At 70.9% G+C, this 13,641-nt stretch carries 12 protein-coding genes and 3 pseudogenes; 11 read left to right on the plus strand and 4 right to left on the minus strand.

Annotation, left to right across the window (positions count from 1 at the left end):
- Positions 1-7: 7 nt before the first annotated feature.
- A complete protein-coding gene (locus F1615_RS33665) occupies positions 8-571 on the minus strand; it encodes a hypothetical protein (RefSeq protein ID WP_149552842.1) in 564 nt (187 codons plus the stop codon).
- A gap of 277 nt (positions 572-848) precedes the next feature.
- Here F1615_RS33665 and F1615_RS33670 point away from each other — a divergent pair, with 277 nt between their 5' ends.
- The 4 genes and pseudogenes from F1615_RS33670 to F1615_RS33685 form a co-directional block, all read left to right on the plus strand.
- Positions 849-1,544, plus strand: coding sequence for a nucleotidyltransferase family protein (locus tag F1615_RS33670; protein WP_149552843.1), 696 nt, complete (start codon positions 849-851; stop codon positions 1,542-1,544).
- A 21-nt stretch (positions 1,545-1,565) separates the two neighbouring features.
- Complete coding sequence (locus F1615_RS33675) at positions 1,566-1,853, plus strand: hypothetical protein (RefSeq protein ID WP_149552844.1); 288 nt, start codon at positions 1,566-1,568, stop codon at positions 1,851-1,853.
- Positions 1,850-2,611 (plus strand): metallophosphoesterase family protein, encoded by a 762-nt coding sequence (locus tag F1615_RS33680; RefSeq protein WP_149552845.1) that lies wholly within the window; start codon positions 1,850-1,852, stop codon positions 2,609-2,611. The genes F1615_RS33675 and F1615_RS33680 overlap by 4 nt, the downstream gene beginning before the upstream one ends.
- Before the next feature lie 255 nt (positions 2,612-2,866).
- A pseudogene (locus F1615_RS33685) lies at positions 2,867-3,750 on the plus strand (alkaline phosphatase D family protein); the annotation flags it as partial.
- On the opposite strand, the pseudogene F1615_RS33690 reads toward F1615_RS33685, so the two are convergent.
- Positions 3,750-4,055 (minus strand): annotated as a pseudogene (locus tag F1615_RS33690) (type IV secretory system conjugative DNA transfer family protein); the annotation flags it as partial. The pseudogenes F1615_RS33685 and F1615_RS33690 sit on opposite strands and share 1 nt — an antisense overlap.
- A 121-nt stretch (positions 4,056-4,176) precedes the next feature.
- A complete protein-coding gene (locus tag F1615_RS33700; RefSeq protein WP_149552846.1) occupies positions 4,177-4,803 on the minus strand; it encodes an RBBP9/YdeN family alpha/beta hydrolase in 627 nt (208 codons plus the stop codon).
- 55 nt (positions 4,804-4,858) lie between these two features.
- Here F1615_RS33700 and F1615_RS33705 point away from each other — a divergent pair, with 55 nt between their 5' ends.
- The 3 genes and pseudogenes from F1615_RS33705 to F1615_RS37260 form a co-directional block, all read left to right on the plus strand.
- Complete coding sequence (locus F1615_RS33705) at positions 4,859-5,209, plus strand: MerR family transcriptional regulator (protein ID WP_149552847.1); 351 nt, start codon at positions 4,859-4,861, stop codon at positions 5,207-5,209.
- Positions 5,210-5,576: 367 nt separating this feature from the next.
- Positions 5,577-6,674, plus strand: coding sequence for a MerR family transcriptional regulator (locus F1615_RS33710; protein WP_167533938.1), 1,098 nt, complete (start codon positions 5,577-5,579; stop codon positions 6,672-6,674).
- An 881-nt stretch (positions 6,675-7,555) separates the two neighbouring features.
- A pseudogene (locus tag F1615_RS37260) lies at positions 7,556-7,927 on the plus strand (DUF4158 domain-containing protein); the annotation flags it as partial.
- 241 nt (positions 7,928-8,168) lie between these two features.
- On the opposite strand, the gene F1615_RS33720 reads toward F1615_RS37260, so the two are convergent.
- Positions 8,169-8,909 carry a class I SAM-dependent methyltransferase gene (locus F1615_RS33720; RefSeq protein WP_149552849.1) on the minus strand — a complete coding sequence of 247 codons (741 nt, stop codon included), beginning with the start codon at positions 8,907-8,909 and terminating at the stop codon, positions 8,169-8,171.
- A gap of 513 nt (positions 8,910-9,422) precedes the next feature.
- Between F1615_RS33720 and F1615_RS33725 the strand changes: the two genes are divergently transcribed.
- The 4 genes from F1615_RS33725 to F1615_RS33745 all read left to right on the plus strand — a co-directional run bounded on the left by F1615_RS33725 (position 9,423) and on the right by F1615_RS33745 (position 13,593).
- Positions 9,423-9,839 (plus strand): hemerythrin domain-containing protein, encoded by a 417-nt coding sequence (locus tag F1615_RS33725; RefSeq protein ID WP_208818471.1) that lies wholly within the window; start codon positions 9,423-9,425, stop codon positions 9,837-9,839.
- A 255-nt stretch (positions 9,840-10,094) separates the two neighbouring features.
- Positions 10,095-11,099 carry an alpha/beta hydrolase gene (locus tag F1615_RS33730; RefSeq protein ID WP_167533936.1) on the plus strand — a complete coding sequence of 335 codons (1,005 nt, stop codon included), beginning with the start codon at positions 10,095-10,097 and terminating at the stop codon, positions 11,097-11,099.
- A 638-nt stretch (positions 11,100-11,737) separates the two neighbouring features.
- Positions 11,738-11,866, plus strand: a complete 129-nt coding sequence (locus F1615_RS36915) for a hypothetical protein (RefSeq protein WP_280118919.1) — start codon at positions 11,738-11,740, stop codon at positions 11,864-11,866.
- A gap of 239 nt (positions 11,867-12,105) precedes the next feature.
- Positions 12,106-13,593 carry an effector-associated domain 2-containing protein gene (locus tag F1615_RS33745; protein WP_149552852.1) on the plus strand — a complete coding sequence of 496 codons (1,488 nt, stop codon included), beginning with the start codon at positions 12,106-12,108 and terminating at the stop codon, positions 13,591-13,593.
- Positions 13,594-13,641: the final 48 nt, after the last annotated feature.

The following is a 13,641-nucleotide window of genomic DNA, read 5'->3' on the forward strand; positions in this document are numbered from 1 at the left end:
TCCTGGCTCAGCGGGCGGGCCGGTCGTGGCGCGGGTGCGCGGGGGCGGCGGGCGGGCCGTGGTGCGAGGTGGCCTCGGCCACGTGTTTGAGGCCCTCGGCGGTGGCGGTGTCGCCCACCTTCGCGGGCTGTTCGCGCACGGCGCGTTCCTCCCGGCCGTCGCGGTGGCGGGACGGGGTGAGCCAGTCGCCTGGGCCCGCGGGCGGAGCGGCGACGTCACGGCCGCCGGGCGCGCGGGTGTCGTCGGGCGTGTCCGGCCGGCCGGCCGCGCCGCCCTGCGAGGGCGTCCGCGTCCCGCCGTCCGGCCGGTCCGTGGGGCGCGGACGGGTGAGCCAGGCGACGGCCGCGCCGGTCAGCGCCACCGGCCACTCGACGACACCGGCCACCCCGAGCACTCCCGCTCCGGCGTAGACGGCCATCCGGCGCCCGCGCGGGGACACCTGGCCGATCGCGTCCAGGGTGCCGCCGGCCACCCTGCCCACCTGCTCCGCGCCGGGCAGGTGCCGCAGTCCCGAGGCGACCGCCCGCAGTGGCTGCGGAAGATCCGACGTACGAGACGTGTCCTGGTCCATGCCGACCTCCACGAGCGGGACCCTCAGGGGGCACCCATCGGTTTCCCTGCCTTTTGCCCCATATTCAGCCGATAGCGGCCGGAGCGCTTTTCCAGTACGCCCGAGCCGGTTCCTCCCGCGGCCCGCGGCCCGGCCGCCGGGCCCCTGCGCCTTTCGCACCACGTCCGTGTCGGAACGGACACGCCGGGTACTAGATGCGGGCACACAGGGGCCGTCCCGGACGGGAACGGCGGACACAGCGGCCGTACGGACCGTCCGGCCGCCGAAGGGAGTGGTCATGACGGAGAACGGCGAGGACGCCACGCTCGTGCGGCGCCCGGCACCCCCGGACCTCCGTCTGGCCTCGAACGCCCCGGCCGGGGCGCCGCCGCCGGCCGTGGAGCGCGAGGCGGGGCCCCAGGTGGACGACGACGTACCGGAGCTCCCCCGCGACCGCAACCAGGCCATCCTGGAGGCCGCCAAGCAGGTCGGCGCGGTGCTGAAGCGGGGCGGGCACCCCTTCGCACTGGCCGGCAGCGTCGCCGTCCGGGCCCACGGCGGAAGCGGCAACCTCCAGCACGACGTCGACTTCTGCGTCCGCCCCGAGGACGCCGAGGCCGTGGCCGCCACGCTGCACGAGGCAGGGCTGACCGTCTACACCCCGCCCGAGGACTGGCTGATCAAGGCCACGTGCTTCGGCCAGGACGTGGACATCATCTTCGAGCTGGCGCACCGGCCCGTCTCCACCGAGATGCTCGGCCGGGCGCGGGAACTGCCGGTGGAGTCGGTGCGCATGCCCGTTCTGTCGCCCACCGATCTGCTCACCGCGCTGCTGGCCGCGTTCTCGGAGCACCACTGCGACTTCGGGGCCGTCCTGCCCATCGCCCGCGCTCTGCGCGAGAAGGTCGACTGGGACCGGGTGCGGCGCGACTGCGGGGACGAACCCATGCCCGCCGCCTTCCTCTTCCTCCTGGAACGCCTGAACGTCATCTGAACGTCCGCGGAAGGAACGCTCATGAGCACCCACGACGCCGGACCCGCAGCGGGCACACCTGCCGCGCGGAGCCCGGAGTACCGCGTCGCCCACCTCCAGGACCGGCTCGCCTCCGGCGAGCTCGGCGAACTCGGCGTGCGGACCGAGGTCCGCGGCTCGACCGTACTGGTCCACGGGACCGTTCCCTCGGCCCGCTGCCGTGAGGACGTGCTGAGCACGGTGCGCGAGGAACTCGCGGGGCTCGAGGTGCACTGCGACATCGTGGTCAGCGAACCCTCGTCGCCCGACCACGCGGAGGAGCTGTCATGATCCGGATCGCCGCCGTCGGGGACATCCACATGAGTCCCGAGACCCGGGGTGTGCTCCGTCCCGCGTTCGACACCCTGCCCGAGTGCGCCGACCTCCTGCTGCTGGCCGGGGACCTCACCCGGCACGGCACGCCCGAGGAGGCCCGGGTGGTGGCCGACGAGATCCGGGGCCTCGGTGTCCCCGTGGTCGCGGTGCTCGGCAACCACGACCACCACGACGACCGGCAGGACGAGGTCACGGCCGTGCTGCGGGACGCCGGAGCCGAGGTCCTCGAAGGGGAGTCGACGGTCGTGCGGGTGGGGGACGCGCGGGTCGGAGTGGCGGGCACCAAGGGCTTCGGCGGGGGGTTCGTCGGGGCCAGCGCCGGGGAGTTCGGCGAGCCGGTGATGAAGGAGTTCGTCCGGGTCTCCCGCCGGTGCGCCGACGGTCTTCGGGCCTCGCTGGAGAAGCTGGCCGAGGAGGGCTGCGACGTCCGGATCGCCCTCACCCACTACTCCCCCGTGCCGGAGACCCTGGCCGGGGAGCCGCCCGAGATCTATCCGTTCCTGGGCAGCTATCTGCTGGCCGAGGCGATCGACACGGCCGGCGCGGACCTCGCCGTGCACGGACACGCGCACGCCGGCACCGAACACGGCATGACCACGGGCGGGGTCAAGGTGCGCAATGTCGCCCAGCCGGTCATCGGCCGCGCGTTCCACGTCTACCACCTGCCGGTCCGCGAACGCGTCGGCGCCGCCGCGGAGGCGACGACCGCCTGAGCCGACCCACCCCCAGCGCCGCCGGTACGCACCGGCGGCGCTCTTGTGCTCCCGGTCGGGGAGCACGTACCGCCTCCCGTGTGAACCCCCCGCAGGGCGCACCCGTTTCACGCATCTCGTCTGCCTGGCATGCAGGCTCCGTGCCCCGTGGCTCACCTCCCGGACCGCGCTCGCCCGCCCGTGCCGGCTGCCCGCCCGCCGCGGCCCGCGCCGGTCGGCTCGATCCCGCCTGACCCCAGCAGGAGAGGACCCCGGATGACGCTGTCGGGCCGCTTCGGACCACCGTCCGCGCTCGCCTCCACCCCGCAGGACACCGAACTGCGCACCACCGCACGGCACCTGACCCGCCGTCGTCTGCTGACCGTCACCGCCGCGGCCGCGGCCCTCGCCTTCACCACCGATCTGCCCGCGCGCGGCGCCTTCGCCGCTCCCCGGCTCGACGTGGCCCGGATCCGCGAGGACCCCTTCACGCTCGGCGTCTCCTCCGGTGCCCCGCTGCCCGGCTCGGTGCTGATCTGGACCCGGCTCGCCCCGGCCCCCTTCGAACCGGACGGGGGTCTGGGACAGCAGCGGGTAGAGGTCTCCTGGGAAGTGGCCCTCGACGAGTCCTTCATCCTGGTGGTGCGGAGCGGCACCGCCCTCGCCCATCCCGAGTACGCCCACAGCGTGCGCGTCGACGTGCGGGGCCTGGACCCGGGCAGCCACTACTACTACCGGTTCCGCACGGGCACCTGGATCAGCCCGGCCGGCCGTACCCGTAGCGCTCCCCGGCCGACGACGACACGGCGAGCCTGCGGCTGGCGGCGGTCGCCTGCCAGGCGTACCACCACGGCTACTACACCGTGCACGGGCACCTCGCGCAGGAGGACGTCGACGTGGTCCTCCACCTCGGCGACTACCTCTACGAACACGCCGTCGACTCCGCGGGCGGGGCCCGCAACCACACCGACGCCGTGCTGCCGGCCGCATTCAACCGCGAGGCGACGACCCTGGCGGACTACCGGATGCGGTACTCGCTCTACAAGAGCGACCCCGACCTGCGCGCCGTCCACGCCGCGCACCCGTTCGTCGTCACCTGGGACGATCACGAGACCGAGAGCAACTACGCGGGCGCCGTCGACGAGAACGGCAGCGACCCGTCGGCGACCTCGGTGCCGTGCTGCTGGAGCACGGAGCGGACGTGGTCGACGGCGTCCTTGCCCAGGGAGAGCCAGCGGCGCATGGCGTTGATGCCGCCGCCGGAGAGGCTCGCGGCGAGGAGCACGCCCTTGAGGACGCTCTTGGCCTGGTCGATCCAGGGCGCGGCCCGCTTGCTGTCACCGGACGCCGACGACTCGGCCGTCCAGGCGGCCATGCGGTCGGCGGCCCTGGTGGTGGTCACCACCAGAAGCCCCTGCCATTCCGCGGCGTTGGGCAGAACCAGGGCGGTGGTCTTGCCGCACCCACTTCGAAGCGGTCGCCCGCGCGATGCCCATCTCCCGCGGTGACGTGAGCGATCGGCCGTGACGTGCGGCGTTCCACAAGTCGGCGTCGCCGCTCGGGAGAGAGCGGCGCGTTGTGGTGTGTCATCTCGTTCTCGTCAGCTCTCCGCCGGCCTCTCCGTCAGCCTCTCCGCCGGTCCTTCGGGACGATGCGATCGCCGCGAGGGCCGCGGGGAGCGACGTCACACCGTCGGACGCGAGGAAGTGGCCGGCTCCGGGAATGACCTGGGTCGATGCCCCCAGGAGATCGGCAAGGCGGTCGGTGTGGCTCGGTGGTACGTAAGGGTCCGCGTCCGACCGGATCAGGGTGAGTTTGTCGACGTGGTTGCGGATCCCCGCCAGATCCAGCGGCTTGCCGATGTGGGAGTCCAGCGTCGGAAGGGTCGGCAGCGGGTCGACGAATCCTGAGACGAGCACGAGCGCACCAAGACGCCACGGACCCGCCAGGGAGCAGAGATGGCGGAGGGCCGTGATGCAGCCGAGGCTGTGCGCCACGAGGGTCGAGCCCTCATCCGGCGTACCGACGCTGGTTGCCACGGCTGCCAGCCAGCGATCAGGGTCAGGCGCCTCGGAGTCCGGAAGGGCGGGAACGGTCGTAGGAATGCCACGGGCGTCGAGCTGCGCGGCCAGCCATCCGAACCAATGGTCCTCAGGTGTTGCGGCGTAGCCGTGGATGATCGTGGCCCGCTGCCGGGTTGTGTTCAGTGTCATGGCGCTGAACGGTAAGGCTTCACGCCAGCGTGAAGGTCAAATCAGAGGAGGACCCGTGCGTATCAGCCGGCTCGCCGAGCTGACCGGTGTGACAGCGCGAGCGCTGCGCCACTATGAAGACTGCCTGCTCCTGGTCCCCGAGCGCGACCGCAACGGCTACCGGGTCTACACCGATGCCGACATCGCGCGTGTGGCCCAGATCAAGACGATGATCGCCGCAGGCCTCGGGACCGAAACCATCCGCCGTTACCTCGATTGCGCTCGTTCGGGCGAGCACGGTGTGTCCCTCGAGATGTGCCCCGACCTTCGCGCCGAGCTGGATGCCCTGGCGCAACGCCTTGACGCCAAGGAGGCCTCGATCAGGGAGACGCGGCAGCGACTTTCGGCACTCGCCTCCGCTCGCTAGAGCCGGGACATCCTGTCGTGGCAAACAGGACCTGCCGCCCCGCCACCGGATCCGGGGTACGACCCTCACACCGGGGAGGGACGGGATGGGCGGCGAGGCCGCTGCCGGGGACCGGAGCGCGCTCAACCGGTTGCGCGTCGGCCGTGGCCTCCGCGCCCGTGCTCGGTGAGAACGAGTTCTGCGAACCGGAACGGCGCTTCGCGTCCGCCGGACCCCGCGTTTGATCTTGCTCGCACATAGGACTGTTTCTGACAGTAACGCGGCGTGCGGCTACGGCTCCGCTTCGGCTCTTGCTGTCATGAGTGGGGCTCTTGACCCTCACGTGACGTCAGGCTGCATAGTCGGTTCCGTGGAAGATCACTGGACCGTGGGGCGCGTGGCCGAGATGGCCGGCGTGAGCGTCCGCACGCTGCATCACTATGACGAGATCGGGCTCGTGCGTCCGTCGGCGCGGACCGCGGGTGGGTACCGGGCCTACTCGGCGGGTGACGTCGAGCGGCTGAGGGAAGTGCTGGCCTACCGGCGGCTGGGCTTCGGGTTGCGGGAGGTTGCGGAACTGGTCGGCGACTCGTCCACCGACGCGGTCGCGCACCTGCGCCGACTGCGTGGCCTGCTGCTGGAGCGGCGTGATCGTGCTGACGCCATGGTGGCGGCCATTGACAGGGAACTTGAGGCACGGGCGAGGGGACTGAAGGTGACACCGGAGGAGCAACTGGGGATGCTGGGTGCACGGCTGTACGACGCGATCGGCGGCGCTTACACGGCGACGCGGCGTACCGAACCGCGGATCGCAGCGCAGATCTTGGACGCGCTCGGGGACGCGCGGACGGTGCTGAATGTCGGGGCCGGCACCGGCTCCTACGAGCCGGCTGATCGCGAGGTGACCGCGGTGGAGCCGTCGGAGGTCATGCGGCGTCAGCGTCCTGCCGGCTCGGCGCCGTGCGTGGCCGCCGCCGCGGAGAGCCTGCCGTTCGAGGACCACTCCTTCGACGTCGCGATGGCCGTCTCCACTGTTCACCACTGGGGAGACCCGATAGCGGGGCTGCGCGAGATGCGGCGCGTGGCCCGCCGCGTGGTGGTGCTGACGTTCGACACCGACGAGCCCGGCTGGCAGGACCGGTTCTGGCTTACCCGCGACTACCTGCCCGAGTTCGCCACCGTCCTCGCAGAATTTCCCTCACTTGCGGGGATGGCCGACGCGATCGGCGCCCGCGCTGAGCCGGTGCCCATCCCGTGGGACTGCACTGACGGCCTGTTCGAGGCGTACTGGCGCAGACCGGGGGCGTATCTGGAGGAGCACATCCGCCGTGCGATGTCGGTGTGGACGAGGGTCGGGCCGGACGCCGAGCAGCGAGCGGTGCGAAGCCTCCGCGACGACCTCGACTCCGGCCGGTGGGCTGAGCGCAACAGCGACCTCGCCCACCTCGACACGGCAGACCTCGGCCTCCGCCTGCTCATAGCTTGAATGGGCACCGGTCCGGACTGACCCGGGTTACTCCTCCTCGTCACCGTCCTCGGGCGCGTCTGGGTTGCGAAAGGGACGCAGGCCCTGGCCGGGGCCGCCGGCGGTGATGTTGAACAGGTAGCGGCCCAGGTGGCGGACCGTAGCCAGCCCCAACAGCCGCCCGGCGGCCTTTCCGCGAACCCCAGCGGCAGCCGTATCCCGTGTGCTAGCCGACCATGATCAATCTCAACGGCACTTTCTGTACCGCAACTACTCACACCCGTTCTCGCATGCCCCAGGGCGCCGTCGACCGGGACGCGTACGTGGTGTGCGTGCTGGAGAAGCTGCACCGCGCGCTGAACCGGCGCGACGTCTTCGCGTGCTGCAACATCGGGCTGACCCTCGGTCATCGACCCGAACACCAAGGCGCTGACCCGCTCGCGGCTCTCGCACGGCCGGGTCGACCAGGGCGACCAGGGCGACCAGGTGCATGGTCTTGTCGATCACGTGCCGGTGGAGTTTCTGACTGATGAGCACGCCGAGGCGTACGGGAGGTTCTCCCAGGTGCCCACGCGCCCGGAGCTGGAGCGGTTCTTGCTTGGCGTTGGAGAACACCGCCCGGCGCCACATCGCGGGCACCAGGTCGGCGTCGACCTCGCGGGGCAGCAGCGGCCGGTCCTTGACCCGGCGGCGCGAGAGCGCGGGCAGGCGGCGCACCGCCTCGCCCGCACCTGGTTAGTGATGGGCGACCCAACCACCCGCAGCGGCGCCTGTACGAGGCGGTGGCCCGTGCCGCGCACCGGGCCGATCCGGCGCTCGCGCCGGCAACTCGGGCGCCAATGCCTCCACCGTCGCGACCGCCCCGGCCACCGCCGCCCACAGTGCGGCGTGGCCTGTACAAGATGCTCGGCTTCCGCTTCGCCCCGCGCTTCCGTGACCTGGCCGATCAGCGGTTCTGGTGGGCCGACCTGCCCGACGGAGAGAAGCTGCCCCCTCGAACCGGTGGGCGGACCCGCGCGCGAGGCTGCTGGACGGGCTGCGGTGGGAGGCGATGCGCCACGGACGTGCTGGCGGGCCTGTCCCTGACCGAGGGCCGGTTCCTGGGTGACGATCCGCTGGCAGTGCCGTGGGAGGTCGTGGAGTATCTGGCCGGGCAGCTCGGCATCGAGGACGCGTCGTGCGTGAAGCGGTACCCCGAGCGGCGCAGGACGCCGTACGAGCACGCGGAGGGGATCCAGGAGCGGTTCCGGTACCGCGACTTCACCGACCGGCGGTGGGGGCGGGAGTTCCGCGTGGACGACACCTACCGGCGGCTGATGAACTGGCAGCTCACCGTTGCCGGAGTCCCGCCACCGGCTGGCCCGCGCGGAGAAACTCGGCCTGCGCTACAACACCGTGCGCCCGTTCCTGTCCCTGCTGGGCGAGGCGGAGGCGCTGGACGCGGCACCCGCCGGGCGGCGCATCCACGCGCGACAGCCTCTAGGCTCGAGTACGCAGTCGACGGCTCGCCTGCTTCTACAGGTCGGCCACGAGAAGCCGGTAGCCGGCATCGAGGGCGTCGCGGCCGAACAGGTCGGCATGGCGTTGGTGCCACCGGCCGGAGGACAGGTCGTCTGACAGCCGGGCCAACCCCGGCTGGATGACTGCGTCGCTGGTCTGGGCGAACAGCGAGATACCGGCCCGCACTTCCGGGTCGAGGTATGCCTCGGGTCGGCGCCAGAAGGCGGCGAGGAATCCGTCGGTGCAGTCGTGCGGGATGGGGACGGTTTCGATGCGGGCGCCTCCCAGCAGCATGGCCAGACGGTCGACCGGGACGGCTCGTGTGTTGTCGAAAGCGGCTGCTTCGGGCAGGTACTCCTCCAGCAGCCAGAACTTGTGGTTGATGTCGGGGTCGAAGGTGAGGACAACGATCCGCTGCCGGGCGATGCGGAGGAGTTCGCCGATGCCGGCTTCCAGGTCGTTCCAGTGGTGCACGGTCAGGATGGCCATCGCCGCATCGGCCGAGTCCTCGGCTACGGGGATCGACTCTGCGGATGCTTCCAGGGCCGGTGCGGATCCGGCTGGGCGCTGGGCGATCATCACTGAGCTGGGTTCAACGGCCAGCACGGTGTGTGACGGCTCGTAGGAGCCCGTGCCGGCTCCTACGTTGATCACTGTGGTGGCACCACCGAGGGCTTGATGAATCCTGGCGGCGATTCGGGGGTCCGGTCGCCGGGTGTCAGCGTAGGTCGCACCGATGCTGTTGTAAGTCGCCACACCGCACAGTATGCAGACACCGGAGCCGTGATACCGCAGGTATGTGGGCCGTTTTCCGAAGAGGGCGTCCCGGGCGGAGGGGGCACGGCATGCCCGTCCCACGGCCTACGAGCAGCCGTACAAGGAGTTGTTGTGACCGAGTGCCGTAGTCGGGCAGCGCCTGGTGGCAGCCGGCCAACAGTCCATCGAGGACTGCGTGCCTGTTTCTCAACCCGGCTGACAATAGGGTGAGTTGCTGGCACCGGAGCAGTAGGAACAATGCGGCTCCCACAAGCTCACTATGGCGCTTGTCAGATGTTGCGCGGGGCACGCTGAGCGTGCGGGACAGCAGCGGCGTCGACGGGCGACAGGCGCGGTAGTGTGCGGGAAGCGTCGCGTGCCGGTGGCAGACCGTGTCAGGCATGGAGGCGCCGGATCGAAGGAGGTTGACGATGCACTCGTCGCACCCTTCGCTCTCGCGTGACTGAGCGCGAGACGACCAGGCTCGTCGCCTGGAGCCAAGAACTCCGTCGGGTGCACCGCCGACTACGGGAAGCGTTGTCCGTGACCCGCACCGCCCTTGCCGACGGCACCCCCGGGGAGGCGGCCACCCGGGAACTGCTGCTGTATTGCCACGGCTTCTGCACGGCTCTCGACGGCCACCACCAGGGCGAAGACCGTACGCTGTTCCCGGCCATCGCGGCTGCGCACCCCGAGCTGCGACCGGTTCTGCGCTCGCTCGAGCAGGATCACTCGATGATCGCCCACCTGCTCGGCAGTCTCCGTGCCGCGGTCGAGCGGGCCGCGCCGCCTGAGGAGCTTGACCGTCACCTCGAAGGCATCGCCGCGATCATGGAGAACCATTTCCGCTACGAGGAGCGGCAGCTGCTCACTGTGCTCGAAATCCTTGAGTTGGCAGCCGTACCCGGTGATGTGCTGGGCCCGATATGATCATGGGACGGGCGGTGGGTGGCGGACGTGGGCGCCGGCTGAGCACCGGCACCGTCGAGCCGCACCCAGGCGGTCTCACCATCGATCGAACGCTGCCGTTACGTTCTGCGACCGCTCCCCGAGATCTGTGCCAGAACCTGTCCTTTGATGTGCACCTCTGCGGCACCTGAGAGGCTGTTTCTGATCCCCTTGCGCCACGCGGCCGCCCACAAGGGGCGAGTTAAGGTGGCGGCGCCGCGGGCCGATATCCGGTATATGTCGCACGCACGCACACGCCGTACCGCTCTCACGACCGGACTCCTGCTGGGCGCCGGAGCTCTCCTTGGCGCCGCAGCCCCGACCGGCGCCACCAGCAGAGTCCTTACCGAACACCGCCTGAGCGACCGGCTGGTCGAGCTGACCATGGACTCCCCCGCTCTCGGCGGCCGGAGCGCGGTGGCTCTGCTGACACCGCGCGGCTGGGACCGGCGCCGCCCCGGCGACCGCTGGCCCACTCTCTATCTGTTCGCGGGCGGAGACGGAGACCACAGAACCTGGACAAACCTGTTCAAAGTGCAGGACCTGGCGGAGCTGCGTGATGTCCTGGTGGTGATGCCGGGCATGCCGCTCTTCGGCTTCTGGACCGACTGGTGGAACCACGGCAAAGGAGGCTCCCCCCAGGTACGTACCTATTTCCTCCATGAAGTCGTTCCCCTGGTGGAACGGGACTACGGCGCCGGGCCCAGCAGGGCGGCGGCCGGCGAGTCCCAGGGCGGATTCGGCGCTCTAGGACTGGCCGCTCGTGTCACGGGATTGTTCGGCGCCGTCGCCGCTTTCGGGGCACCCGTGCACCCGATCCGGCACCCGGAGATGTGGCTCTCCGGTGCGAAGTTCGTCGGCGTGGACGGCTACGCGATCTTCGGTGACCCGTGGAAGCAGTGGAAGACCTGGCTCGACTGGGATCCGTACCATCACGCCCGGGGACTACGTCACACACCCGTCTACCTCGCCTCCGGTGACGGAACGCCCGGTCCGCTCGACGGCGACGAGCCCGATCCCCACATCCCCGGCACCGAGAAATGGGTCGCGCTCGCCGACGACGGAGTCGTGTCCGTCACCGAAGCCGTATGCGGTGAGGAGACACGGATGCTCAGCGACCGTCTCACGTCTCTGGGCGCGCCCGTAACCACCCACATTTACCCAGGTGGGCACAGCGGCACCTACGGCCACAGGGAACTGCGCCACGCCCTGCCGATGCTGACGGCGGCGCTACGCCGGTGACGCTCGCTTGGCCGAGTGCGGAGCGGTGGTGCCGGCGGCAGTGGAGAGTCTCCCCATCGTGCTCCTCCAGCCGCACCGGCACCGCCCCGAGCGTCAGCCCTCACCGATCGTGCGGTGCGAGCCGTCGCCTCGCACCGCACAGCAGGCGCTTCGACATGACGAAGCCGCGGTCCTGGCGGCGCGAGATCAGATCAGCCGGACCAGGTCCCCCCTCCGGAGCGGGCTGTGACCGCCGCGGGCGGGGTCTCCAGGCGGACCGCCACTCCGGTGACCCCGGTATCGCGCAGCGCGTCGGCGTCACGCTGCACAGACCGACGCGTGCCCGAGGAGTGCGGCGCGGCCGACGCCGCAGGGGACGAGAGAAGCGACACGGTCATCGCCAGCACCACAGCGGGTAACCGCAAACGACGAAAGATCATGACGCGAGGCTAGGAACCGCGAGGGCCACCGGCCATCCGGGATACACCCCTCCTCGGACGGGTGCCAGCCGGACCGCGCGCCGCAGGGACGATCCGCCCCGCCACGACCAGCACCAGCCCGACGTCTGGCGCGCGGCCGTCTTCCTGGAGGAGTGCGTGGTGTTGCGCCCGCTCCCGGCCCGCAATGAGCTGTTCGGCTGCGGCCTGGCAGTCGCTTAGATGGAAGTGCACGGGGAGCGGGTGGACACCAAGTTCGAGGTCTGGCGCGAGCTGATCACCGAGGTCCGCGCCCTGGAGCTCGATTCGTACGGCATCGCCGAGCGGCTTCGGTCCCTGCGTATTCCCTGATGACTCCGGCTCAGGCAGCTACCCGCTCGGCAGGGCGCCGAGCCGCGACGCCGTAGTCGTACCAGGGTCCGTCGTTCGGCGGATGACGCGGATGCCGCGAGCGCCGGATTCACAGGTCCGGCGCACAGCGGTGGGCGGCACCCGTACCATGTGGTGCCATCCGGGCGCACGGGAGCGGGGGTGTCGATGACGGGGAGGCCTTCTGTGCAGACATCCGGTTCGACCCAGGCCTGTGCGTCTTGAGGGCAGAGGCGGAGACGGCCACTGTCTCGGAGCTGGTGAATCTGCTCTGCGATCTGCCGGGATTCGCCGACGTGCACACGCGGGCCGTGATTCTGGACGAACTGCGGCCGTCCTTGCTGGCGGGATTCAGACCGGCCGGTTCCACCCGGATGACGGCCCACCTGATGATCCGGCATCTGCTGCACTGGGACGGCGCCCTCCTGGAGCTCGCCGAACTGCTTGCCCTTTTCCACGGTGAAACGCCCGCAATCACCCGGATACGACTCCTGGTTGCGCGGCTGACCGAGCCCGTCGGACCCCTGAGCGGGCAGGGAGCGGAACTCGTCCGGATCCTGCTCGCCGACGGCCATCAGCCCTGGCTGCCGTCGTTCCTGGAGATCGCGGGCTCGGCCGCCGAGAAGCCTCCCCGGTCGCCTGCGGAGGCCGTCGCCTTCCTCGAGGAACTGGCTGCCCCGCCCCACCAGCCGCCGCCCATTCTGCGGTTCGCCATCGCCCTCGCCGCACGTCCCGGATGTTCCCCGCTCCAGCAGGACGACCTGCGGGAGTGGATCCACCGGCTCGCCCGGCGACTTGGTGTCACCGTCACTGCGGAAGCCCACCCCGACGGGCCGTCCGGCGACCAGGGTGATGGCGTACGGCTGGTCGTGAGCCTCCAGCGCTATCAACCCGGCTCCACGGAATGGCTGTTGTCCATGTGGCTGGGTTACGGCGCGGAACGCTGGATCGTCCTGGTCGTCGAGGACGAACCCCAGCCCCTCGGGCGGATCGTCGCCCGCTTCAACACGTTCCTCGAGAAGGCGCAGGAGCTCTCGGGCGGACTGCCCTCGCGCGTCGAGTTCATGCTGCCGCGTTCCCTGCTCGACCTCCCCGTCGACCGCTGGTCCGTCAGAAGCCGCAGCGACGGTACGACTGGTGCGCGTCTCCCCCTGGGCGTGTTGTGCCCTGTCGTCGTACGCGATCTGGATCGCCCCACCGACTCCCGCACGCACGAGCGGTGGACCCACCGGTGGCGGGAGTACCAAAGGTCTCCCGACCTCTCAGCCGAGCGGGCGGTCTGGCTGCCGTGCGGACGCGAGCAGGATCCGCCGGGGAGCATGCGGCAACTCGCCCTCGCTCTCGCCGTCGTCGTGGAGCCTCCGTCCCGGCACAGCCGCGCCCCGGCCGGAGCGGTGGCGCGCGCCGTGGGGACGGCGCTGAACGCGGGCGTTCCCGTCGTGCTGTGGGGACGTGACGAGGGCGACGCCGAAGGTCATGTGGAGTCCGGGGCGCTGCACGCGGCGACCAGACAACTGATCTCCGGAGGCAGTCCCGCCCGGCTCCCCGAACGCATAACGTCGTTGCGACGAAGGGCACTCGACTCCGGGGTACCGTCCCCGGCCGAACAGCTCGCACTCGTCTGGGACGACCCTGGCGGACGCCCCGATGTCGGAGGCGGCGCGCTGCGGTGTCCCCCGAAGCCTCCGGACCGCCGGACCGGACGGTGATGGAACGTGAGGCCGCAGCGCGCCGACCGGTGCGGGGGAGAACATGGA

It is taken from the genome of Streptomyces marokkonensis (assembly GCF_008312835.1).
Lineage (GTDB): Bacteria > Actinomycetota > Actinomycetes > Streptomycetales > Streptomycetaceae > Streptomyces > Streptomyces marokkonensis_A.

Coding starts and splice junctions, on each gene's coding strand:
- F1615_RS33665 (WP_149552842.1), bottom strand. CDS start 571: ATGGACCAGGACACGTCTCGTACGTCGGATCTTCCGCAGCCACTGCGG.
- F1615_RS33670 (WP_149552843.1), top strand. CDS start 849: ATGACGGAGAACGGCGAGGACGCCACGCTCGTGCGGCGCCCGGCACCC.
- F1615_RS33675 (WP_149552844.1), top strand. CDS start 1,566: ATGAGCACCCACGACGCCGGACCCGCAGCGGGCACACCTGCCGCGCGG.
- F1615_RS33680 (WP_149552845.1), top strand. CDS start 1,850: ATGATCCGGATCGCCGCCGTCGGGGACATCCACATGAGTCCCGAGACC.
- F1615_RS33700 (WP_149552846.1), bottom strand. CDS start 4,803: ATGACACTGAACACAACCCGGCAGCGGGCCACGATCATCCACGGCTAC.
- F1615_RS33730 (WP_167533936.1), top strand. CDS start 10,095: ATGTCGCACGCACGCACACGCCGTACCGCTCTCACGACCGGACTCCTG.
- F1615_RS36915 (WP_280118919.1), top strand. CDS start 11,738: ATGGAAGTGCACGGGGAGCGGGTGGACACCAAGTTCGAGGTCTGGCGC.